21 protein-coding genes and 1 pseudogene are annotated in these 21,842 nt (G+C 62.1%); 16 read left to right on the forward strand and 6 right to left on the reverse strand.

Annotated elements, in window-relative coordinates; translation table 11 throughout:
• Positions 1–154 (reverse strand): annotated as a pseudogene (locus ACE04A_RS30140) (hypothetical protein); the annotation flags it as partial.
• Positions 155–560: 406 nt separating this feature from the next.
• Entirely contained in the window at positions 561–1,547 is a 987-nt protein-coding gene (locus ACE04A_RS15985; protein WP_448718730.1) for a Bug family tripartite tricarboxylate transporter substrate binding protein, read from the reverse strand.
• Between the two features lie 556 nt (positions 1,548–2,103).
• On the opposite strand from ACE04A_RS15985, the gene ACE04A_RS15990 reads away from it, so the two are divergent.
• The 16 genes from ACE04A_RS15990 (at position 2,104) to ACE04A_RS16065 (ending at position 17,510) form a co-directional block, all read left to right on the forward strand.
• On the forward strand, positions 2,104–5,019 hold the full coding sequence (locus ACE04A_RS15990) for a monovalent cation/H+ antiporter subunit A (protein WP_448718731.1): 2,916 nt from the start codon (positions 2,104–2,106) through the stop codon (positions 5,017–5,019).
• Complete coding sequence (locus tag ACE04A_RS15995) at positions 5,019–5,363, forward strand: Na+/H+ antiporter subunit C (RefSeq protein WP_100855948.1); 345 nt, start codon at positions 5,019–5,021, stop codon at positions 5,361–5,363. The genes ACE04A_RS15990 and ACE04A_RS15995 overlap by 1 nt, the downstream gene beginning before the upstream one ends.
• The gene (locus tag ACE04A_RS16000; RefSeq protein WP_259248008.1) at positions 5,360–6,991 is read left to right on the forward strand and encodes a monovalent cation/H+ antiporter subunit D; all 1,632 of its coding nucleotides are present in this window, start codon (positions 5,360–5,362) and stop codon (positions 6,989–6,991) included. Before ACE04A_RS15995 ends, ACE04A_RS16000 begins: the two co-directional genes overlap by 4 nt.
• Positions 6,991–7,473 carry a Na+/H+ antiporter subunit E gene (locus ACE04A_RS16005; RefSeq protein WP_259248006.1) on the forward strand — a complete coding sequence of 161 codons (483 nt, stop codon included), beginning with the start codon at positions 6,991–6,993 and terminating at the stop codon, positions 7,471–7,473. The genes ACE04A_RS16000 and ACE04A_RS16005 overlap by 1 nt, the downstream gene beginning before the upstream one ends.
• A gap of 2 nt (positions 7,474–7,475) precedes the next feature.
• Complete coding sequence (locus ACE04A_RS16010) at positions 7,476–7,757, forward strand: K+/H+ antiporter subunit F (protein WP_100857766.1); 282 nt, start codon at positions 7,476–7,478, stop codon at positions 7,755–7,757.
• Entirely contained in the window at positions 7,754–8,095 is a 342-nt protein-coding gene (gene mnhG, locus ACE04A_RS16015; protein ID WP_259248004.1) for a monovalent cation/H(+) antiporter subunit G, read from the forward strand. Before ACE04A_RS16010 ends, mnhG begins: the two co-directional genes overlap by 4 nt.
• Positions 8,096–8,354: 259 nt before the next feature.
• Positions 8,355–8,849 (forward strand): hypothetical protein, encoded by a 495-nt coding sequence (locus ACE04A_RS16020; RefSeq protein ID WP_438860067.1) that lies wholly within the window; start codon positions 8,355–8,357, stop codon positions 8,847–8,849.
• Positions 8,850–9,008: 159 nt separating this feature from the next.
• The gene (locus ACE04A_RS16025; protein WP_230695035.1) at positions 9,009–9,857 is read left to right on the forward strand and encodes an HAD family hydrolase; all 849 of its coding nucleotides are present in this window, start codon (positions 9,009–9,011) and stop codon (positions 9,855–9,857) included.
• Positions 9,858–9,867: 10 nt separating this feature from the next.
• A complete protein-coding gene (tadA, locus tag ACE04A_RS16030; RefSeq protein ID WP_259249264.1) occupies positions 9,868–10,359 on the forward strand; it encodes a tRNA adenosine(34) deaminase TadA in 492 nt (163 codons plus the stop codon).
• Complete coding sequence (locus ACE04A_RS16035; protein WP_448718732.1) at positions 10,356–11,492, forward strand: LD-carboxypeptidase; 1,137 nt, start codon at positions 10,356–10,358, stop codon at positions 11,490–11,492. The genes tadA and ACE04A_RS16035 overlap by 4 nt, the downstream gene beginning before the upstream one ends.
• A gap of 118 nt (positions 11,493–11,610) precedes the next feature.
• Positions 11,611–13,215, forward strand: coding sequence for an ABC-F family ATPase (locus ACE04A_RS16040; RefSeq protein WP_167401026.1), 1,605 nt, complete (start codon positions 11,611–11,613; stop codon positions 13,213–13,215).
• Positions 13,216–13,437: 222 nt separating this feature from the next.
• Positions 13,438–14,208 (forward strand): ABC transporter ATP-binding protein, encoded by a 771-nt coding sequence (locus ACE04A_RS16045; protein ID WP_100855940.1) that lies wholly within the window; start codon positions 13,438–13,440, stop codon positions 14,206–14,208.
• Positions 14,209–14,281: 73 nt separating this feature from the next.
• Entirely contained in the window at positions 14,282–15,280 is a 999-nt protein-coding gene (locus ACE04A_RS16050; protein ID WP_259247977.1) for an ABC transporter substrate-binding protein, read from the forward strand.
• Entirely contained in the window at positions 15,277–16,050 is a 774-nt protein-coding gene (locus ACE04A_RS16055) for an ABC transporter permease (RefSeq protein ID WP_259247975.1), read from the forward strand. Before ACE04A_RS16050 ends, ACE04A_RS16055 begins: the two co-directional genes overlap by 4 nt.
• A 4-nt stretch (positions 16,051–16,054) precedes the next feature.
• Positions 16,055–16,888: a transporter substrate-binding domain-containing protein gene (locus ACE04A_RS16060; protein ID WP_448718734.1), complete on the forward strand. Its 834-nt coding sequence runs from the start codon at positions 16,055–16,057 to the stop codon at positions 16,886–16,888.
• A gap of 34 nt (positions 16,889–16,922) precedes the next feature.
• Entirely contained in the window at positions 16,923–17,510 is a 588-nt protein-coding gene (locus ACE04A_RS16065) for an IMPACT family protein (protein ID WP_259247970.1), read from the forward strand.
• 71 nt (positions 17,511–17,581) lie between these two features.
• Here the strand turns inward: ACE04A_RS16065 and trxA are convergent, their stop codons facing one another.
• From trxA to ACE04A_RS16085, 4 genes are all read right to left on the reverse strand, one after another.
• Positions 17,582–17,956, reverse strand: a complete 375-nt coding sequence (trxA, locus tag ACE04A_RS16070; protein WP_050446945.1) for a thioredoxin — start codon at positions 17,954–17,956, stop codon at positions 17,582–17,584.
• A gap of 173 nt (positions 17,957–18,129) precedes the next feature.
• Positions 18,130–19,152: an LLM class flavin-dependent oxidoreductase gene (locus ACE04A_RS16075; protein WP_448718735.1), complete on the reverse strand. Its 1,023-nt coding sequence runs from the start codon at positions 19,150–19,152 to the stop codon at positions 18,130–18,132.
• An 803-nt stretch (positions 19,153–19,955) separates the two neighbouring features.
• Positions 19,956–20,741 (reverse strand): multinuclear nonheme iron-dependent oxidase, encoded by a 786-nt coding sequence (locus ACE04A_RS16080; RefSeq protein WP_448718736.1) that lies wholly within the window; start codon positions 20,739–20,741, stop codon positions 19,956–19,958.
• Positions 20,738–21,820, reverse strand: coding sequence for a multinuclear nonheme iron-dependent oxidase (locus tag ACE04A_RS16085; protein ID WP_448718737.1), 1,083 nt, complete (start codon positions 21,818–21,820; stop codon positions 20,738–20,740). The genes ACE04A_RS16080 and ACE04A_RS16085 overlap by 4 nt, the downstream gene beginning before the upstream one ends.
• Between the last annotated feature and the right edge of the window lie 22 nt (positions 21,821–21,842).

The raw sequence follows: 21,842 nt of genomic DNA on the forward strand, positions 1-21,842 counted from the left end.
CCAGCAGCCAGTTGGCGTCGCCGACGCGGCCGTCGGCGACCAGGGCGTCAAGCACGGCTTGGTAATCCCCCTGGCCGTTGTGGTCGCGGATGAACCATTTGTAGCCGCCCGCGCAGGGGTTCTTGGCTTTGACGAATTTCTTGGTAAGTTGCATGGCGCTGGAATGAAGATCAGTGCGTGGCCAAGCCGCCGGCCATCCGGCAAGCAGCGTAGATTCCAAAGGGGGATCGACGGACGTACCCGGCCACGCGGCAGGGCGTTCGCCAGCCAGGCGCCGCGGACAAGCACGGATGTGCTCAGGCCGCCGGCAGCAGGCCGGAATCAGAAATTGGGGAAGCGGGAAAGCCGGGCGATCAGCCGGGCTTGGAGCGCGCGTAAGCGGAACGCGCGGCGACTTCCTGCGAGCTCAACAAGGTCGAGCGCAGGGCGCAGAGAACGCAAGCAGCGGGGAGGAGGGGAGAAAAATGGGATCGCACGGGGGCAGATGCTAACACCCGGGCATCACTAGTCAAGTCGGCAAGCTGTCCCCGTTTCGGGGACAGCCATGCGCGGCGACGTGATCAGTTCGTCGACACGATATTGCGTTCCTTGGCGATGCGTTGGCGCAGCTCCAGTTCGCGCTTGATCTGTTCGGCGTACTGGGCGGGCGTGTTGCCGTCCACCAGCGAGCCGCCGTCGGCCAGGCGCTGGACAACCTTCGGGTCTTTCAGCGTCTTGACGGCCGCCTCGTACACGCGGTCAATCACCGCTTTCGGCGTGCCGGCCGGGGCCACCAGCCCGTACCAGGCCATGTTGTCCATCTCCGGCAAGCCGGCTTCCTTGAACGTCGGCACATCCGGCAGGGTGGGCAGGCGCTTGGGGGCGGCCACGGCCAGGGCGCGCAGCTTGCCGGCCTGAATGTGCGGCATGGACGACGGCAGGTTGTCGAACTGGGCGTTGACCTGGCCCGCGATCACATCATTGAGCGCCGGGCCCGAGCCACGATAGGGCACGTGCACCATGTCGGTCTTGGTCAGGGACTTGAAGAGTTCGCCGTCCAGGTGGCCGATGCCGCCCGCGCCGGACGAGGCATAGGCGTACTTGCCCGGGTTCGCCTTCAGCAAGGCGATGAATTCCGCCAGGTTCTTGGCCGGCACCGACGGGTTCACGGTCAGCACGTTCGGCACGTTCACCAGGTTGGTGATGGGCACGAAGTCCTTGAGCGGGTCGTAAGGGTTCTTGGGGTTGGTGGCCGGGTTGGTGGCCATGGTGCTGACGGTGGCGACGCCCAGCGTGTAACCGTCGGGGGTGGCGCGCGCAACGGCGTCCGCGCCGATGGACCCGCCGCCGCCGCCCCGGTTTTCCACCACGACGGCTTGGCCCAGCTCGCGGCCCAGCCCTTCGGACACGATGCGGGCAACGATGTCGGTGGTGCCGCCGGCGGCAAACGGAACGATCAGGCGGATGGGTTTGTTGGGGTAGGGGGCGGCGGCCTGGGCCGCGGAACTAAAGCAGACGCCTGCGATGGCGGCGGCCAGAATGGCCTTGGCATGTGACAGCACGGTCAAGAGTCTTCTCCATATTGTTGTTCCGAGCCGACCGGCTTCTTGGGCCGGCGTCGGTAAAGCGCGCTTTGCCTCGGGTACGGGCTTGGTCGCGGCTTCGTGGGCGCAATTCCACACAGGAATCCCCCTAGGGTCAACTCGGGATTTCTCCCTGCTAGTCATGAAAATATTTTTCGGGTGTTGGGTGTTGCGCGAAATTGACGTCAGATAGGCAAAAAACTCATGTATGACAACCACATGAACTTGTCGAGATCGCCTTTCAATGCGCAATCATTGCGCAGTCATCTTGCCGTCATCAGCTCGTTACGCGCATAAATTGCTGCATAACTTACAAGAATCTGATATTTTTCGGATGAGATTCTTGGCCGGTCTTGCAAGACAGCTATTGCGTTTGTTTCAATCTGCGGCGTTCAATGGGGCGGTAGTTACGTCCCCGCGGGGCAACGTGTAGTGCAGCGACGTACCGGGCCAGGGTTCCGTCCGTTATTCAATCCCCGGTCTGTTTCGTCTTTCGCTGCCATGTGCTGGCGGGAGGGGGCCCGGACATTCTCGGAACGCCATGTCGCTGATCCTGATCCTCGCTCTGCCGTTTGCCGGCAGCCTGTGCGCCGCGCTGCTGCCTTCCAACGCCCGCAATGCCGAGGCGTGGTTGGCAGGCCTTATCGCCCTGGTCTGTGTGGCTCTGATCGCCAGCTTGTACCCGGAAGTCGCCAACGGCGGCGTGATTCGGTTCGATATGCCCTGGGCGCCCGCCCTGGGCCTGCAATTCACCCTGCGGATGGACGGCTACGCCTGGCTGTTCGCGCTGATTGTTTCCGGCATGGCTGCGCTGGTTGTCCTGTACGCGCGCTATTACATGTCGCCGGAAGACCCGGTGCCGCGCTTCTTCTCGTTTTTCCTGGCCTTCATGGCCGCCATGCTGGGCGTGGTGCTCTCGGGCAACCTGATCCAACTGGTCATGTTCTGGGAAATGACCAGCCTGGCGTCCTTCATGCTGATCGCCTACTGGCATCACCGCCTGGATGCCCGTCGCGGCGCGCGCATGGCCTTGACGGTAACCGGCGCGGGCGGGCTGTGCCTGCTGGCCGGGGTGCTCATCCTGGGCCACATCGTGGGCAGTTACGACATGGACCGCGTGCTGGCCGCCGGCGATCTGGTCCGCGCCGACCCCTGGTATCCCGCCGTGCTCGTGCTGGTGGCGCTGGGCGCGCTGACCAAGAGCGCCCAGTTCCCGTTCCACTTCTGGTTGCCCAACGCCATGGCGGCGCCCACGCCGGTGTCCGCCTACCTGCATTCGGCCACCATGGTGAAGGCCGGCGTGTTTCTGCTGGCGCGCTTCTGGCCGGTGCTGGCCGGTACTGACCAGTGGTTCTGGATCATCGGCGGGGCAGGGCTGATCACACTGGTGCTGGGCGCCTATGCCGCCATCTTCCAGCAGGACATGAAAGGCGTGCTGGCGTATTCCACCATCAGCCACCTGGGCCTGATCACGCTGCTGCTGGGCCTGAACAGCGAATTGGCGCTGGTGGCCGCTATCTTCCACATGATCAACCACGCCACGTTCAAGGCGTCGTTGTTCATGGCGGCGGGGGTGGTCGACCACGAAACCGGCACGCGCGACCTGAGCCGCTTGTCCGGGCTATATAAAGCCATGCCGATCACCGCCACGCTAGCCATGGTGGCGGCGGCGTCGATGGCGGGCGTGCCGCTGTTGAACGGCTTTTTGTCCAAGGAAATGTTCTTCGCCGAGACCACCTTCGTCAGCGGCGACCGCTACACGCAGATCGGCTTGCCGCTGTTGGCGACCATTGCCGGCGCGTTTAGCGTGGCGTATTCCTTGCGTTTCATCCTGCAGGTGTTCTTTGGTCCCCCGGCTACCGACCTGCCGCGCGCGCCGCATGAGCCGCCGCGCTGGATGCTGTTTCCCAGCGCCTTGCTGGTGTTGATGTGCCTGCTGGTGGGCGTCGCGCCGGGCCTGACGGTCGGCCCGTTCCTGGCGACCGCCGCGCAAAGCATCCTGGGCGACAACATGCCCGAATACAGCCTGGCCGTCTGGCATGGCGTGAATCTGCCCCTGGTGATGAGCATGGTGGCCACCACGGCGGGCGTGCTGCTTTACCTGGTTCTGCGTGCCCACCAGCGCGCCAACCCGGGCCGCGTTCCCTTTATTTACCGCTTGGACGGCCGGCGCACGTTTGAAGCTTTGCTGGACGGCTCCAGCGTGGCGGCGGCCTGGCTGCTGCGTTGGGTGGGGTCGTCGCGGCTGCAAGTGCAGATGCTGCTGATCCTGCTGGGCACCTTGTTCGTGGCCTGGCTGCCCCTGCGCGGGGGCGGTTGGCTGGAAGGCACGGGCCGCATGACCCCGCTGGACCCGGCCTTTGCCCTGTTGTGGCTGGTGGGCGGCGTCTGCGCGGTGGCGGCAGCCTACCAGGCCAAATATCACCGTTTGGCGTCCCTGGCGCTGGCTGGCGGCGCGGGGCTCATCACCTGCCTGACGTTCGTCTGGTTTTCGGCCCCCGATCTGGCGTTGACCCAACTGTCCGTGGAAGTCGTCACCGTGGTGCTGTTGCTGCTGGGCTTGCGCTGGCTGCCGCGCCGTATCGAACAAGACGACGAAGAAACACTGAAAGCAACGTTGCTGGCCCGTGGCCGCCGCTTTCGCGATCTGTTGATGGCCACGGCCGCCGGCACCGGCATGGCGGCGCTGGCCTACGCGGTGCTGATGCGCCCGCAAGGCGACACGATTTCATCCTATTTTGTTGACCGCGCGTTGCCGGACGGCGGCGGCACCAACGTGGTGAACGTCATCCTGGTGGACTTCCGGGGCTTTGATACGTTCGGCGAAATCACGGTGCTGGGCATCGTGGCGCTGACGGTCTACGCGCTGCTGCGCCGCTTCCGTCCCGCCACTGAAAGCGCCGACCTGCCACGTCAGCAAAAAGAACAGGACGGCGGCGTACCCGCCGCGCCCGACATCAAATCACTGGTGCCCAGCGGTTCGATGATGGTGCCGACGGTGCTGGTGCGCCTGATGCTGCCCACCGCCGCGCTGATCTCGGTGTACTTCCTGCTGCGCGGCCACAACCAGCCCGGCGGCGGTTTCGTGGGCGGCCTTATTTTCGCCACCGCCGTCATCCTTCAGTACATGGTGGGCGGTGTTTACTGGGTGGAATCGCGCAGCCGCTTGAACCCGCAGAACTGGATCGGCATCGGTCTGCTGGCGGCGGGCATCGCCGCTGTGTCCGCATGGCTCGCCTATAAGCCCTTGCTGGCCGCGCTGGCCTGGGACGTGGCGTTGCCGCTGATCGGCCATGTGCACCTGTCCAGCGTGCTGCTGTTCGATCTGGGTGTGTACATGCTGGTCGTGGGGTCCACCGTGCTGGTGCTGGTGGCGCTGGCTCACCAATCGCTGCGCGCGCAACGCAAGGCAGCCGCCGACATGCAAGCGGCCGCCGTACAAACAGGGGAAGCCTGATGGAATTGATTTATGCCGTCGCGATTGGCGTGCTGGCGGGCTCCGGCGTCTGGCTGCTGCTGCGGCCTCGCACCTTCCAGTTCATCATGGGCCTGTCGCTGGTGTCCTATGCGGTCAACCTCTTCATCTTCGGCATGGGCCGGCTGACGTCGGGCCGTCCGCCCGTGATAGCCCCGGACATGGCGCACGACCCGTCCTGGTATGCCGACCCGCTGCCGCAGGCGCTGGTGCTGACCGCCATTGTGATCGGCTTCGCCACCACGGCGCTGTTCCTGGTGGTGCTGCTGGCTTCGCGCGGGCTGACGGGTACCGACCACGTTGATGGACGGGAGTCCCAATCTTGAATTTTTGGCTGCAACACCTTCCTGTATTGCCCATCATCGTGCCGCTGCTTGCGGGCGCGGCGATGCTGCTGTTGGCCGATACCAGCCGTTATGCGCGCGGCACCATTTCCGTCATCGCCACGCTGGGCCAACTGGCTGCCGCGGTCGCCTTGCTGGTGGTGGCGGGCGGCGGCGTGCCCGGCGTCTGGCCCCAGGGCGTGGGCGTGTATCTGGTAGGCGACTGGCCCGCGCCCTTCGGCATTGTGCTGGTCGTGGACCGATTGGCCGCCGTCATGCTGACCTTGACCGCCGTGCTGGGCCTGGCCACGCTGACCTATGCGCTGGCCCGCTGGGACCGCGCTGGCGTGCACTTCCATTCACTCTTCCAGTTCCTGCTGATGGGCCTGAACGGCGCCTTCCTGACTGGCGACCTTTTCAATCTGTTCGTGTTTTTTGAAGTGTTGCTGGCGGCGTCCTATGGCCTGCTGCTGCATGGCTCGGGCGTGGCGCGCGTCAGCGCCGGCCTGCAATACATTGCCGTCAACCTGGTCGCCTCGTTCCTGCTGCTGATCAGTATTGCGCTGATCTACGGCGTGACCGGCACCCTGAACATGGCCGACCTGGCCCTGCGCGCGGGTCACCTGACCGGCGCCGAACGCATGCTGTTCGAAGCGGGCGCGGCCATTCTGGGCGTGGCGTTTTTGGTGAAGGCCGGCGCCTGGCCCCTGAATTTCTGGCTGGTCAAGGGTTATGGCTCGGCCGGCGCGCCCATCGCCGCCATGTTCTCCATCATGACCAAAGTGGGCATCTATGCCTTGTTGCGCATTGGCTCGCTGCTGCTGCCCACGGGTGCGCCCGCAGCCTTCAGCCTGGATTGGATGTTCGCGGCCGGGCTTGCCACGCTGCTGTTCGGCGCGTTCGGCCTGTTGGCCACGCAGCAGTTGGAGAAGATAGTCGGCTACTGCGTGATCGTGTCGGCCGGCACCTTGTTGACGGCGCTGGGCATGCCCGGCGTTACGCTGACCGGCCCCGCGCTGTTCTATCTGATCAGCTCGGTGCTGACGACCGGCGCGTTCTTCCTGCTGGCTGAATTGATCGAACGCACCCGCAGCTTCGGCGCCAACGTGTTGGCCGTGACGCTGGACGCGTTTGACCTGGATGATCCGGCGTCGGTGAATCGATCCGACGACGTGGTCGGCGTCGCCATTCCCGCTGCCATGGCCTTTCTGGGCCTGGCCTTTATCTGCTGCGCGTTGCTGGTCACGGGTTTGCCGCCGCTGTCGGGTTTCGTGGCCAAGTTCTCGCTGCTGTCGGCCGCCGTGTCGGCCGCCACCGAGTCCGCGCCGCCCATGGATGCGTGGATTCTGGTGGCCGCCGTGTTGGTGTCCGGCCTGGCTGGCCTGATCGGGCTGGGCCGCACGGGTATCCGCGTGTTCTGGGCCAGCGACGACCGCAGCACGCCGCGCCTGCGTGTAATCGAAGCGGGGCCGGTTGCGGTGCTGCTGCTGCTGTGCGTGGGGCTGGCGGCCGGGGCAGGGCCGGTGTCGGCCTACCTGGACGACGCGGCGCGCTCACTGGACCAGCCCAAGTCCTATATTGAAGCCGTGATGTCCGCGCAGACCGTGCGCGGCGCGAAGGGAGGAAGCTGATGCGCCGCGTTTACTTCCTGTTCCTGCCGGTGTTCCTGTTTGTCTTGTGGCTGGTGCTGAATGAAAGCCTGTCGGCCGGCCAGATTGCGCTGGGCGCGGTCCTGGCGCTGTGGTTCACCTGGGCCGCATCGCGCTTGCGTCCGCTGCACGCGCGGCCGCGGCATCTGTGGAAAGCTGTGCCGCTGTTCCTGCATGTCGCGTTGGACATCTTCAGGTCCAACATCGCGGTGGCCAAGCTGATCCTCAACCCGCGCCGCAATGATTTTTCGCCCGGTTTCATCCACATACCGTTGACCATGCGTGACCCGCACGGCCTGGCGATGCTGGCCTGCATCGTCACGTACACGCCTGGCACCGTCTGGGTGGACCTGACGCCGGAACACAGTTTGAAGCTGCACGTGCTCGACCTCCAGAATGAGCAACACTGGGTCGATCTGGTGCAGCAGCGCTACGAGCGCCCCTTGATGGAGATATTTGAATGACGATGAACACCGCACTGTATTGGGCGGCGTCCTTTGCCATGGTGTGTTTTGCCCTGGGCATGGTGTTTGCCGCCGTCCGCCTGCTGCGCGGCCCCACCGCGCAAGACCGCGTGCTGGCGCTGGACACGCTGTATATCAACGGCATGTTGATGATGCTGGTCTTCGGCATCCGGTCGGGCTCGTCGCTGTACTTCGACATTGCCTTGCTGATCGCGCTGTTCGGCTTTGTGGGGTCCACGGCCATGGCGCGCTTCCTTCTGCGCGGCGAGGTGATCGAGCCATGATGGACGCCACCATTCCGCTTTGGGCTGGTATTCCCGCCTGCATCCTGCTGGTGCTGGGCGGCTTGCTGGCATTGACCGGGTCCGCCGGCCTGCTGCGCTTTCGCAGCTTTTATTCCCGCATCCACGCGCCTACGCTAGGCAACACACTGGGCTGCGCCTGCGTGTTGCTGTCGTCCATCCTGGTGTTTTCGGCGTGGTCGGCGCGGCCGGTGTTTCATGAAGTGATCATCACCTTGCTGTTGGTTATTTCGTCGCCCGTCACCGCCATGCTGCTGATGCGGGCGGCCACGTATCGCAACCGCCTGACCAAGGCAGACGCGGACCTGGACGCACGCTAAGGCTCGTAACAAGCGACACGGCATGTGAACGTAAGCAGCCGTGGCGCAGCGCGGCATTTCACACAGACAGGGGCAACCGCCCCTGTTTTTCCGCCTGCGCGGTGTTCCTCGTACGTTTGGCGCTTGATACGTAACCTTACGAATTCACGTTGCTCGTCATGTGCCTGGCGTCTCATCGTGGGATAGTGGTTACAAGCAGGCGGCGGAACCGCTGTCAGGTCCGCGCCGCCTACGGTTCAATTCTTAAAAGGAGCTGGCCATGAACGTACGACCCATGCATACCAAACGCCTTGCGGCATCCCTCTGCGCCGCGGGCTTGATGCTGGCGGCGGGAGCGGTCCACGCGGCTGATGCGATTGGCCGCGCCGCCATCCAGTCCCAGTACGAACAGGACGTGGCGAATTGCAAGAGCGGCAAGTCCAACCAGGACCGCGCCACTTGCATGCAGGAAGCCGGCGCTGCACGCCAGGAAGCCAACCGTCAGAATTTGAAGGAAGGCTCCCCCGACCAGCACCAGCAGAATATGGTCGACCGCTGCAACCGCCTGCCGGCCACGTCGCGCCAGGATTGCCTGACGCAGATGACCTCGCCCACGAACGTGCGCGGCAGCGTGCAGGGCGGTGGGGTGTTGCGTGAAACGGTGATCCAGGTGCCAGCGGGCACGGTGCCGCCCAGCACCACCATGCCGCCGGCCACGCCGGCCCCGGGCATGGCTCCCCCGCCTGCCACGACTGGCGCCCCGATGCGCCAATAACCGGCCTGGCATAGAAGGGCCAGGACAACGGCGCCGCCGCCCGCGAGGGTTGCGGCGCCGTTTTTGCGACGGGTGACGGCGCAGCGGCCGTCACATTCAGGCAAAATGGCGGCTGTTGCGCGTTTGCGCGCTTGTCACACCACCCATGCACGCATCCCCATGTCCGACGTCATCGCCCTGATTTTCGATTTCGACGACACGCTGGCCTCGGACAGCACGTCCGGTTTCCTGGAAAGCATCGGCGTGGATACGGCCTCGTTCTGGAAAGACGAAGTCGACCCGCTGCTGTCCCAGCAAGACTGGGACCCCGTTCCCGCGTATCTGTACAAGATGATCCAACTGTCGCAGGCGGGCACGAACGGGCTGATCACCCAGCAGCGCCTGAAAGACTGGGGCGCGCGCCTGGAGCTGCATGACGGCGTGCCGACCCTGTTCCAGCGGTTGCGCGCCGCCGTGCGGGCCGAACAGCCGCAAGTCCAGCTTGAGTTCTACCTGATATCCAGCGGCATCGGCGACGTGGTGCGGTCCACCCCCATTGCGCATGAATTCACCGAAATCTGGGCCTCGGAATTTGTGTATGGCGACGACGGCGGCATTGCGTTTCCGCGCCGCATCGTCAGCTTTACCGACAAAACCCGCTATCTGTTCCACATCCAGAAAGGCATCATCGGGCGCGACTTCCGCAACAAGCCCTTCGAGGTCAACCGCAAGGTGCCCGAAGACCGCTTGCGCGTGCCGTTCGACCAGATGGTGTTCGTGGGCGACGGCTACACCGACATCCCGTGTTTTTCCTTGATCCGCCGCGCAGGCGGTTTCGCCTTTGGCGTCTGGGACCCCAAGCACCGCGACAAACGCAGCCGCGCCTGGGGCTTCATCGAAGAAGGGCGGGTGTCGAACCTGAACCAGGCCCGCTACGACGAACAGGCCGAACTGTACCAATGGCTGGAAGAGGCCGTGACCAGCCTGGCCGGCCGTATCGCGCTGAAATCGCGGGTGTACCGTGGTTGAGGCCAGTCCCGTGGCTGCCGTTGCGCCCTGGACCGCCGAAGACGAACGTTACATCGGGTTGGCGCTTGAAGAAGCCCAGGCCGCCTACGCCATTGGCGAGGTGCCGGTGGGCGCGCTGGTCGTTTCCGCGCAGGGCGAGATCCTGGGGCGCGGCTACAACCGCACCATCATCGACCACGACCCCACCGCCCATGCCGAAATCGTCGCCTTGCGCAGCGCGGCGCGGCACCTTGAAAACTATCGCCTGCCCGGCATTACCGTGTACGTCACGCTGGAACCCTGCGTGATGTGCATCGGCGCCATGCTGCACGCGCGGCTGGCCCGCGTGGTGTTCGGCGCCTACGACCCCAAGACCGGTGCCTGTGGCAGCGTGCTGGACGTGGGTTCCGTGCCCAAACTCAATCATCACACTTCAGTCACCGGCGGCGTGCTGGCGGAACCTTGCGGCGATCTGCTGCGCCGGTTCTTCCGTGAACGCCGCACCAAGGAATCCATCGCATGAGCACCCGCAAACCCGCCAAATCCGCCTCCAACAAGGCGGCTCGGCCAGCCAGCAAGGCGGCCCCACCGGCGGCTAATAAAGCGGCTAATAAAGCGGCTAAAAAGGCGGCTAATAAAAAGGCGGCCACTACGGCGGCCGCTACGGCAAGCGCCGCCCACGACCATGATCACGGGCTCGCCTGCGGCGAAGACTGCGGCCACGACCACAGCCACCATCACGCCGAAGGGCAGGTCATGCCGGACGCCCGCGGCATTTATCTGATCTCGCCGTCGTCGGCCGTGCGCGACCCCGCCACCGTTGAACTGGCCCTCGAACGTTTGCAGCAGCAGGGCTTCAAGACCGCCCTGGACCGCACCGCTTTTGCCGAGCACCAACGCTTTGCCGGCACCGACACCCAGCGCGCCGCCAGCCTGGCGCGCGCCATCAAGCAAAAGCTGCCCATCGTCATGGTGACGCGCGGCGGCTATGGCATGGGCCGGCTGCTGGACCAGATCGATTGGAAGGCCATGGCCGACAGCGGCAAGCGCTTCGTGGGCATGAGCGACTTCACCGCGTTCAATCTGGCGCTACTGGCGAAGACGGGCGCGGTCAGCTACACCGGCGCGACCGCCGTGGCGGACTTCGGCGGCAAAAAGGTCGACGACCTGACCGAAGCGCTGTTCGGCGAAGTCATGCGCGGCGAACTTGAAATCCTGAGTTTCGAGACGCAAGACGCCGACCCGGTCGACGCCCGCGGCATCCTGTGGGGCGGCAACCTGGCCATGGTGGCGTCCCTGATCGGCACGCCCTACATGCCCAAGGTGCGCGGCGGCATCCTGTTCCTGGAAGACGTGGCCGAACATCCGTACCGCGTTGAACGCATGCTGATCCAACTGTGGCAGGCCGGCATCCTGGCCAAGCAGAAGGCCATTGTCCTGGGCCGTTTCACCGACTACAAGCTGGCCCCGCACGACAAGGGTTACGACCTGCACGAAGTCGTGGCGTGGTTGCGCAAGACGGTCAAGGTGCCGGTCATCACCGGCTTGCCCTATGGCCATGTGGCAACGAAAGCCACGCTGCCCATCGGGCAAAAAGTGGGCATCGCTACCGAGAAGGGGCTGGCCCACCTGGTGCTGGACGAGCACCACCACTGATCGGGTACGCACGGCGCCTAAGCCTGAGGCGCGTGGAGCGCAGGCGGGAAAAACCCATTTGCTACACTACTGGGTTTCCTCGCATGCGTCTTCGGGCGCCTTCAGACTCAAAAATACCGTGATATCCACAGCCAATCTCACCATCCAGTTCGGTCCCAAGCCCCTTTTCGAGAACGTCAGCGTCAAGTTCGGGGAAGGCAACCGGTACGGGCTGATCGGGGCCAATGGGTCCGGTAAGTCTACGTTCATGAAGATCATCGGCGGCGACCTCGAAGCCTCCGGTGGCAACGTTTCCCTGGAACCGGGCGTGCGCCTGGGCAAGCTGCGCCAGGACCAGTTCGCGTTTGAAGACCTGCGCGTGCTGGACGTCGTCATGATGGGCCACACCGAAATGTGGGCCGCCATGTCCGAACGCGACGCCATCTACGCCAACCCGGAAGCCACCGAAGACGACTACATGCGCGCGGCTGACCTGGAAGCCAAGTTCGCCGAGTACGACGGCTACACCGCCGAAGCGCGCGCCGGCGAACTGCTGCTGGGTCTGGAAATCGCCGTGGACCAGCACAACCTGCCCATGCGCGAAGTGGCCCCGGGCTGGAAGCTGCGCGTGCTGCTGGCGCAGGCGCTGTTCTCGAACCCCGACGTCCTGCTGCTGGACGAGCCCACCAACAACCTGGATATCAACACCATCCGCTGGTTGGAAAACGTGCTCAACAGCTACCAGAGCACGATGATCATCATCAGCCACGATCGCCACTTCCTGAACCAGGTGTGCACGCACATGGCCGACGTGGACTACGGTGAAATCCGCGTCTACGCGGGCAACTACGACGACTACATGCTGGCCTCCACCCAGGCCCGCGAACGCCTGGTGTCCAACAACGCCAAGGCCAAGGAACGCGTTGCCGAACTGCAAGACTTCGTGCGCCGCTTTGCCGCCAACAAGTCGAAGTCGCGCCAAGCCACGTCGCGCCTGAAGCAGATCGACCGCATCAAGGCCGACCAGGTCGTGGTCAAGCCGTCGTCGCGCCAGAACCCGTACATCCGCTTTGAACAGAACAAGGTCATGCACCGCCTGGCGGTCACGGTTGAAAACCTGACCAAGGCTTACGACGCGCCCGTCATCACCAAGTTCTCGGCCATGGTCGATGCCGGCGAAAAGATCGCCATCATCGGCGCCAACGGCGTGGGCAAGACCACCTTGCTGCGCCTGCTGGCCACCGAATTGCAGCCGGATTCGGGCTCGGTGAAATGGTCCGACAACGCCGACCTGGGCTACATGGCCCAGGACGTGTCCGACCAATTCCTGCAAACCGACATCAACCTGCTGGACTGGATGGGCGACCACCGCCAGCCGGGCGATGACGACCAATCGATCCGTTCGGTGCTGGGCCGCCTGCTGTTCTCGGCGGACGACCTGCCCAAGGCGCCCAAGGTGCTGTCGGGCGGTGAAAAGAACCGCATGACCTTCGGCCGCCTGATGCTGGGCCGGCACAACGTCATGCTGCTTGACGAGCCCACCAACCACCTGGATATGGAATCGATCGAGTCGCTTCAGTTCGCCTTGGAAAAGTACGAAGGCACGCTGGTGTTCGTATCGCACGACCGCGAATTCGTGTCCGGCCTGGCCACCCGCGTGATCGAAATCCTGCCGTCTGGCGAGATCATCGACTACCGCGGCGGCTACGAAGACTATCTGGAATCGCGCGGCATCGAAGCCTGACGCTCCATCGGTAGCTAATGGTCAAGCACGGCGCGTCCTTCGGGGCGCGCCGTGTTGCTTTCGGCTTGGCCTACAGCTGACGGGGCAGGGGACGGGGCTTGGGTCTTCCACCGGGTCTTATATAACTGCTGGCTGTAAAGACATTCAATATCGATCGTTTGAATTCATATAACGAATTGTTAGATTTGAGCCTCGTCTTCACGCGCGCCCAAGATTCGTCCTATGAACCTGAACTTCGATCACGTCCACAAGCACTTCGGCGACCTGCCCGTCGTCGATGGTTTCACCAGCGAAATCAAGGCTGGCGAGCTCGTCGCCTTGGTCGGCCCGTCGGGCTGCGGCAAGTCCACGCTGCTGCATTTGGCGGCCGGGCTGGAAATGCCCACCCAAGGCAGCGTCCTGGCCGACGGCAAGCCGGTGGCGGGCCCGCACCCCAGCCGCACGCTGGTGTTTCAGGAACATGCGCTGTACCCCTGGCTGACGCTGGAAGACAACGTGGCGCTGGCGCTGGAATTCCAGAATGTCGCCAAGAAGCGCGCGCGCGAGTCGGCGCGCGAATGGCTGGCGCGTGTCAGCCTGGCCGGCTTTGAACACTACTATCCGCATCAGGTGTCGGGCGGCATGCGGCAACGCGCCGCGCTGGCGCGCGCGTTCATCGCGCAGCCCCAGACGATGCTGATGGACGAGCCCTTCGGCGCGCTCGACGCGCTGACCCGCCTGAGCCTGCAAGACGTGCTGCGCCAACTGATCGCCCAGGAAAAGCCCACGGTGCTGCTCGTGACGCACGATGTGGACGAGGCCCTGTTCCTGGCCGACCGCATCGTCGTCTTCAGCCCGCGTCCGGCACGCGTGCTGCGTGAATTCAACCTGGCGCATCGCGCGAAGACACACGATCTCTCGGATCTGGCCGCTGAAAAGCGCGAGATCCTGCGCCTGTTGGGCATCGCGGTAGACGGCTCGCAAGCCCACGCCGACATGGCCCTGGCCGCCTGACCCGATTTCTCTTATTCGCAATTTGTGGCGGCGTCCGCGCCTTGCCAACCTTGTATCCCCTGGAGTTCCTCTGATGAAATTCAAGCAATGGCTTTCCCTGCCGCTGGCGGCCGCGCTGCTGGCCGCGGCGCCGGCAATGGCCGCCGAAAAGTTCCGCGTGGGCTATCTGCGGGTGATGGACGACGCGCAAGCGATCGTGGCGCAAGAAGGCGGCTATTACCAAAAGGCCGGCCTGGATTCTGAACTTATCGAATTCAAGTCCGGCACCGACCTGATCAAGGCGATTGTCGGCGGTCAGTTGGACATCGGCGTGCTGGGCTTCACCAACGCTGTGGCGTGGGCGTCCAAGGGCGCGGACCTGAAAGTGGTGGGCGGCGCTCAACAGGGCTATCACTCGCTGGTCGTGCGTGACGATTCCGGCATCCAGGACATCGCCGGCCTGAAGGGCAAGACGCTGGCCTCGCAAGCCGAAGGCAGCACCGCGGACGTGGTGTTGAAGGGCGTGGTGCTCAAGCAGGGCAAGCTGACTCCTGACGACGTCAACGTCATGGGCGTGAGCCCGGCCGTTGCCGTGCAGTCACTGGTGGGCAAGCGCGTGGACGCGGCCTTCCTGTTCGAGCCCTATGACCGCATCGCGCAGTTGGTGGCGCCGGTCAAGCAGATCTACGAAGTGGGCCAGGCCTGGCCGTTCCCGTGCATGGTCGTGATCACCTCGGGTGAAACCCTGGCCAAGCGCAAGGACGATGTCTGGAAGGCGCTGGACGCGCAAAACCAGGCCATCACGCTGCTGCAGAAAGAACCCGCGCAGGCATCCAAATTGATCGCCTCCTACTTCATCGCCGAGCCCACCTTGAAGACGCTCAAGCGTGGCGAGCTGCCGCGTGAAACGGTGATTGCCGAAGCCATCAGCACGCAGGTATTCACGCCCAAGCTGACGGAAAAGGACACGGCGCGCATGCAGGAAATTGCTGACATCCTGCAAGCCCAAGGTTCGCTGAAGACCCGCGACGGCAAGCCGTACGACGTGTCCAGCATCGTTGATCTGTCCTGGCAAGAGGCGCGCAAACTTTGAGCTCGTCTACCCGTGTGACCGGCGCCCGCAAGCATCTTGCGGGCGTTTTGGGTGTCCTTTTCATTCTTCTGTTGTGGCAATCGGCGGCGTTCGTTCTGCCTGATTTCCTGATGCCGGGCGTGCCGGCGGTGGTCGAACGCCTGTTCGAAGACCTGGGCAAGCAGTCGTTCCATCAAAGCCTGATGGGTACCTTGGGCCGCTTGGGCGCGGGCTATGGCCTGGCGTTGGTGGCGGGCATCAGCTTCGGGCTGGTGGCGGCGGTGCTGTTCTTCTTTCGCGAAGTGCTGCGCAGCGCCATCGTCATCCTGCAATCGATTCCGTCCATTGCCTGGGTACCGCTGTTCCTGATCGTGATGGGCTTTGGCAATACGCCCATCATCGTCGTGGTGGCGCTGTCGGCGTTCTTCCCGGCCGCGCTCAGCGTCATGAACGCCACCGAATCCGTGCAGCGCGTGCATGTGTCGGCGGCGCGCGTCATGGGCGCCACGCGATGGGGCCTGGTCAAGCGCGTGTACCTGCCCGCTGTCATGCCCGAACTGATCACGGGCGCACAGCTTGCCTTCGGCAACGCCTGGCGCGCGCTGATCTCCGCCGAGATGCTGATCGGCTTCGGCAAAGGGCTGGGCCGGTCGCTGGCGTATTCGGGCGAGATCGCGGACATGACGGGCGTGATGACCAACATCCTCGTCATCGCCGTGCTGGCCGCCTTGATCGACCAGTTCGTGCTTGAAAACCTGAAGCATCGCTTGTTGCGCTACCAGTACGTGTAATCCCATGGCCACGACCCGGCGGTTGTCCCGCATCACTCATCTCTTCGTCGCGACGGCATGCCTGCTGCTTGCCGGCGCGGGCACCGCGCACGCGCAGCAACCCGCGGGCTTTGCCGCCGCGAAGGCGCGCGGCGAATTGGTGGTGGGCGTGCCGTATCTGGCGCCGCTGCCTGTTGCGGGGGCAAAGATTCGTACCCCCCACGGGCTGGACGCCAACATGGCCGAAAAACTCGGTCTGAGCCTGGGCTTGCCGGTGCATTTGCAGCAGGTGCCGGCGGACGAGGCCGGGGCACGCTTGGCAGCGGGTGACGTCGATGTGGTGCTGGCCGATCGCGCCAGCGCTCAGCCGGCCACGGTGGCGGTGGAGCCCACCGGCTACCGTACGCGCCCCAAAGCCGTGATCCGCAGTGACACCCCCCTGCGCAAGCCGGCCGATGTGCGCGGGCGCAGCGTCTGCATGGCAGAGGCCGCAAGCGACACCCGCGCGCTGGCCGAAAGCTGGGGCGCCGTGGTGCGCACCTACCGCGTGCCGTCCGATGCGCTGGTCGCGGTGCGCGAAGGCGCTTGCGATGTCGGCTTGGTAGACGACGCCGTCTGGGAGCCGCTGGTGCGCTTTCCCGAATGGAAGAAGTTCTCCGCAACGCTTGAACCGGACGGCGCGCCGCGCGAGCGCGTATGGCTGTTGCCGGCCGCTGACACCGCCGGCCGCGCGTGGCTGGCAAGCGAAATGAAGGCATGGAAGCAGTCTGGCGCCTGGAAGGCAATGAGCACGAAATGGGCGCGCGACGTGGCCTTCGACGTCTACCTGGACCAGGAAGTGCCCGACTGCCACGGCTAAGGGCGGGTGCAGCCCAGCACTTACAATGCCGGGCATGACGCACACGTTGACCGCTCCTTGCTCGTATCAGGAAGACATCAAGAAAAGCCGCTTTGTCGCGCATGCCGCCCCGGTTGCCACCGTGGAAGAGGCGATGCGATTCTTCGCCGAGCGAGGTGACCCCGAAGCCACCCACAACTGCTGGGCGTACCGCATCGGGCAGGAATACCGATTCAACGACGATGGCGAGCCCGGCGGCACGGCGGGGCGTCCGATCCTGCAAGCGATCGAAGGCCAGGACATGGACCGCGTGGCCGTGCTGGTGGTGCGCTGGTATGGCGGCATCAAATTGGGCGCGGGCGGCTTGGTGCGGGCGTATGGTGGCTGCGCGGCGAATTGCCTGCGGCTGGGCGAGCGCAGCGAAATCGTGGACTTGGCCACCGTCCGCTGCACCTGCGGTTTTGCGGACCTGGCGTTGCTGAAGTCGCGGCTGGCGCAGGCGGGCGCGGTGGTCCAGCAGGAAGACTTCAACGAAGAGGGCGTGGCGCTATGCTTCGTGGCCCCGCGCACCGTGGTGAGTGACCTGGAAGTCACCGTCGCCAACATCACACGCGGACGCTCGGCCTGGGAACTGGTGTCTTAAGACGTCCGCCGTGTAGGCGACCCGCATTGGAAAAGGGCCCGGTTTGAACTGAACCGGGCCCTTTTGTTTGCTTACGCGTTCTGGCTGTCTTGCGCCGCTGCGATTTCCTGGTGGACCTTTTCCATGTCCACTTCCTTGATCTTGGCAAGCAGCTCATTCAACTGCCCGCCCGACAGCGCGCCGGGTTGCGAGAACAGCAGGACCTTCTCACGGAAGACCATCAGCGTGGGAATCGAACGAATTCCCAGCGCGCCGGCCAATTCCTGCTCGACGTCGGTGTTCACCTTGGCAAACGTGACGTCGGTGTGCTCGGTCGCGGCTTGCTCAAAAACGGGAGCAAAGCCACGGCACGGGCCGCACCACGGAGCCCAGAAGTCAACGATCAGGGTACCGTCAGGCGTAATGGCTTCCTGGAAGCTTTCTTTGGTGAGTTCAACAATACTCATTTTGGATCCTTGCCGCGGAGCGCGGCGCAAAAAGGCGGTATCGGGGACCCGGGGTGTGCCAGCCCCGGCCTGATTAGGCGACGCTTCATGTGCCACGCGCTCTGGGGCAATAGTAGAGCGGGCAATGGCCACGTCGCAATGGTTGGCGCTGTGGAGAGCGCAGTCAGCGGTGCTTAGACCGCGGTTTTTGTAGAGACACCCGCGTCGTTCTTCAAGGACGCAACAATCTCAAAAGAGCGCAGGCGATCGGCGATGTCGAAAAAGTCGGACACGATCATGACTTCATCGGCCTCGGTTTCGGCCACCAGGGCTTCCAGCCGCCGCTTCACGGTGTCGGGCCCGCCGACGATCGAAGCGCTCAGTCTTTGATTGACCGCCTCACGCTCCCATTCGTTCCATAAGCCGTCCATGTTGTCGACCGGCGGCTGCAATTGCAGGCGATGACCACGCACCAACGACAGGAATTTCAGTTGCTGGGTAGTCGCCTGACGCTGGGCGGCTTCGTCCGACTCGGCCGCCACCACGGGCACGCCGATCATCGCGTAAGGGCGCGACAGCGTCTCTGACGGCTTGAACAGGTGCCTGTACAGCCGCATCGCGGCCATGCCTTCCGGCGAGAAATGCCCCGCGAAGGAAAACGGCAGGCCCAGTTCCGCAGCCAGACGCGCGCTGAAATCGCTGGACCCTAACAGCCAGATCGGAATGTCCAGCCCCTCGCCGGGGATGGCGCGCACGGGCTGGCCCGGCCGGGAAGGCGCCAGGAAACCACGCAATTCTTCAACCAGCGCCGGAAATTCCAGCCCACTGCGAGGGCCCCGGCGCAGCGCGTGCTGGGTGGCGCCATCGCTGCCAGGCGCACGGCCCAGGCCCAAGTCGATACGGCCGGGGTACAGGGTTTCCAGCGTGCCAAATTGCTCGGCGATGATCAGCGGTGCATGGTTCGGCAACATGATGCCGCCCGATCCAACGCGCAGCGTGCGTGTCTGGCTAGCCACGTGACCAATCAACACGGCGGTGGCGCTGGACGCCACGCCATTGATGTTGTGGTGCTCAGCCAACCAGAAGCGCTTGTAGCCAAGGCGTTCAACATGCTGGGCGACTGCCACGGTATTGCGGAAAGCGTCGGCGGCATCGCGGCCCTGAACAATCGGGGCCAGGTCCAGGACCGAAAACGGGATGCGGGCAAGGGCGCTCATGCGGACATCCCCTCGTTCAGGGCAAGACAGGACGGCAACGCGGGGATAAGGCGAGTAAGGCGCAAGGTGAACTCCATACGGGATACATGGGGAGTGTATCGGCGAATTCAACCGGGGCAGGCAGCAACCTTATGGGCGGGCGGGTTGTAACTCAGCGGGGGCAGCGCCAGACGAGCCCATACAAAGCGTTTGTTCAGCCCTGTTTAGGCAGCGTGGATTAGCGGCAGGAAAAGCCATGGTTATGGAGGCCGTCGAGGTAGGCGACAAGGCCCGCTAGCAGGATTTGTGATTAAAGTAATCTTCCAGCGCTGTAATTTGCGGGAAAGTCGAATGCCACGTTTCGGTCGAAAAATCTAAGTGGTCTTCGAGGTCGCAGTAAAAAACATCTCTTTCTTCGAACGCAACTACAGCCTTCGTTGCTACGAATACTCTGCATGGGGATAGGTGGGTCCAGGCCGCGATGCATAGGTGGAAGGTGCGGTCTGTGAATGTCCATTGCGAAACAGCGTAGGACATAAGCTGATTTATTAGATCTTGAGATGGATTCTTGGTTTCGGATATGTATCTTAATAATGAAATTCCAGTCCTCCAATCCAACTCTGCCTTCCTGCGGAAGCTCCAGGAAATGAAATTGTCGAGCGTAGAGGCGTCGTTCAAATTGCAAAAAAGTGAGGTGAATGGTGCTGCTCTCAGTATGTGATCACGCATCGAATCTTTCACCAATGATACGTACGAGCATGCTGTTCCGGAAAGACTCGAAGATTGACCGCAAGGGTCGACGATGGCGTCGTAGGTTTTTGAAATCATGATATCAAGTTTCGCACACGAGATATTTCGTTCATCCAATTTTCGACTTCAAAGTTGGAATCTCTTTCGACGCATACGGTAATTTCCTCTCGGTTATTCAGAATCTTCTCCGCAAGCCGAATGCTGCGCGGGTCGATGTCGCAGTCGTGAGTGTCAACAAAGAAATGTGGAAGAAACGAAGTCTTGGCGAACCCGGCAATATGGAAGTGCTTTGTGTCAGTGCTGAGTGTTCGCCATGCCAATGCATCCTCGCCGATGTTAATTTCCGCGATCGTTGCGTTTGAAATGTCAAATAGGAGGTTGCATGATGTGCTTCTTTTCAACTGTACAAAAAAATCCGCCTGTTTGTACGGCTGCGCAATGATGGACGGGTAATTTTCGATGAAAATAGTCGATCCCAGTATTGCCTGCCAGTGTGAGAGTTTCTCTGAGCAAAAGGCTAGGTCGGTGGCGTAATTGACTTCTAGCATTTGAGGAAAATAGTGACCGCGGTGAAGGAACTTTCCTAGATGATCTGATATATAGATGGGATTGAGGACAGAACTGAGTTCATTAATTTTGCAGGCAATTGTCATGAGAACTTCCGGATCTTGGTGAAGGAATCTGGAGTTCATAATGTGAAATGCGCATGCTGTTCCGTCTAATACTGACATGATAGAAGCTGCACTGCATGATAGAAAATTGTCGATCATTATTTCGACAAAATCAATCGCGCCATGATGAATTAGTTCTCGTACGCTAGCCAAATCTCGGGTGCTTGTCCAGTTTATTCCGATTTTCATTCTTTGTTCAAAAAATCCGAAAAAGAGTCCAAAAAATACACAGATGATTTCGCAATTTCACTGTCTAGTTCTTCTTTAGAAAGAGATATGCGCTTATCCATTTTTCTTATGTGATTAATCCAGTCGTGAAGCAATTGAGACTCAGGTCTTTCATCTAGTTCTATAATTTCCGGAAAATTCTCAACAGCGCCTTTAAGAATCTTCTTGAGGTAATTTTCCGCGTATTTAAGACTTGCATCGCTGTCTCTCGCAGTGGGGCCGCTACCTCCCGCCAGGATGGCTCTCAAAATATTGAAGTCGTTCTTGTATTTTGAGGGGTGGTCCTTCCACACTTCGTCGCTGTGCTCAATATTTATATAGGCGGTGCGGGGTATGAGGTCACTACGTATCAGACCGCTGAGTAGGTGCCAACTTTGAGCGTGCACTGGCGTTCCATGGCTGTCATGCATGCTTCCATCTTTTCCGATAATAATGCCGGATAAATGTACTTCCACGACCTTATCCCAAGGTATTAGCCCGATTGAAGCCTCGGCGGGAAGTCTTGCATTGTGGGAGTCAATTATTAAGTGACTGATATCTATTATTAGATTGGCGTCGCTCTCTTCAGTTATTCTTGCTATGCTCTTCCATGTTTTGAAAATGTCGTCTGCATCGTTTGAGTAGAAATTCGCATTTTCTATCCAAATTCTCTTCCCCGATTCTCTTCTAGCTAGGTCTATGAATTCGATCGCGCGTCGCTCTGTGGCGGCCGTTGCGGTGTAGTGAGAAGAGAACCCTAACTTTCCAATATTGTCGTGTCGTTCTCCGCAAAGGTGGAAACCAATGCTAATAACTCGATTGTCGCTTTTAAGAGTGGACAGCTTTTCGTTTATGAAGACTTCTTGAAGGCTTCGTTTTTCTGTAATGGGCGAGCGAGATATGTGAACAGACAAATCGTTCCGATAGGTAGATATAAACTCTCGTTCGCGAGAGAACACTCTGCGATATGCGGTTAAGCCCACCTCCATTAGCTCTACGTCATGTTCGATAAAATCGTTGGAGGTAATGAAATTTGGGTTATAGCTGCATGCGACTCTCATTTTTCTCCGTCCAATAATAAGG

It is taken from the genome of Achromobacter colocynthidis (genome assembly GCF_057334535.1).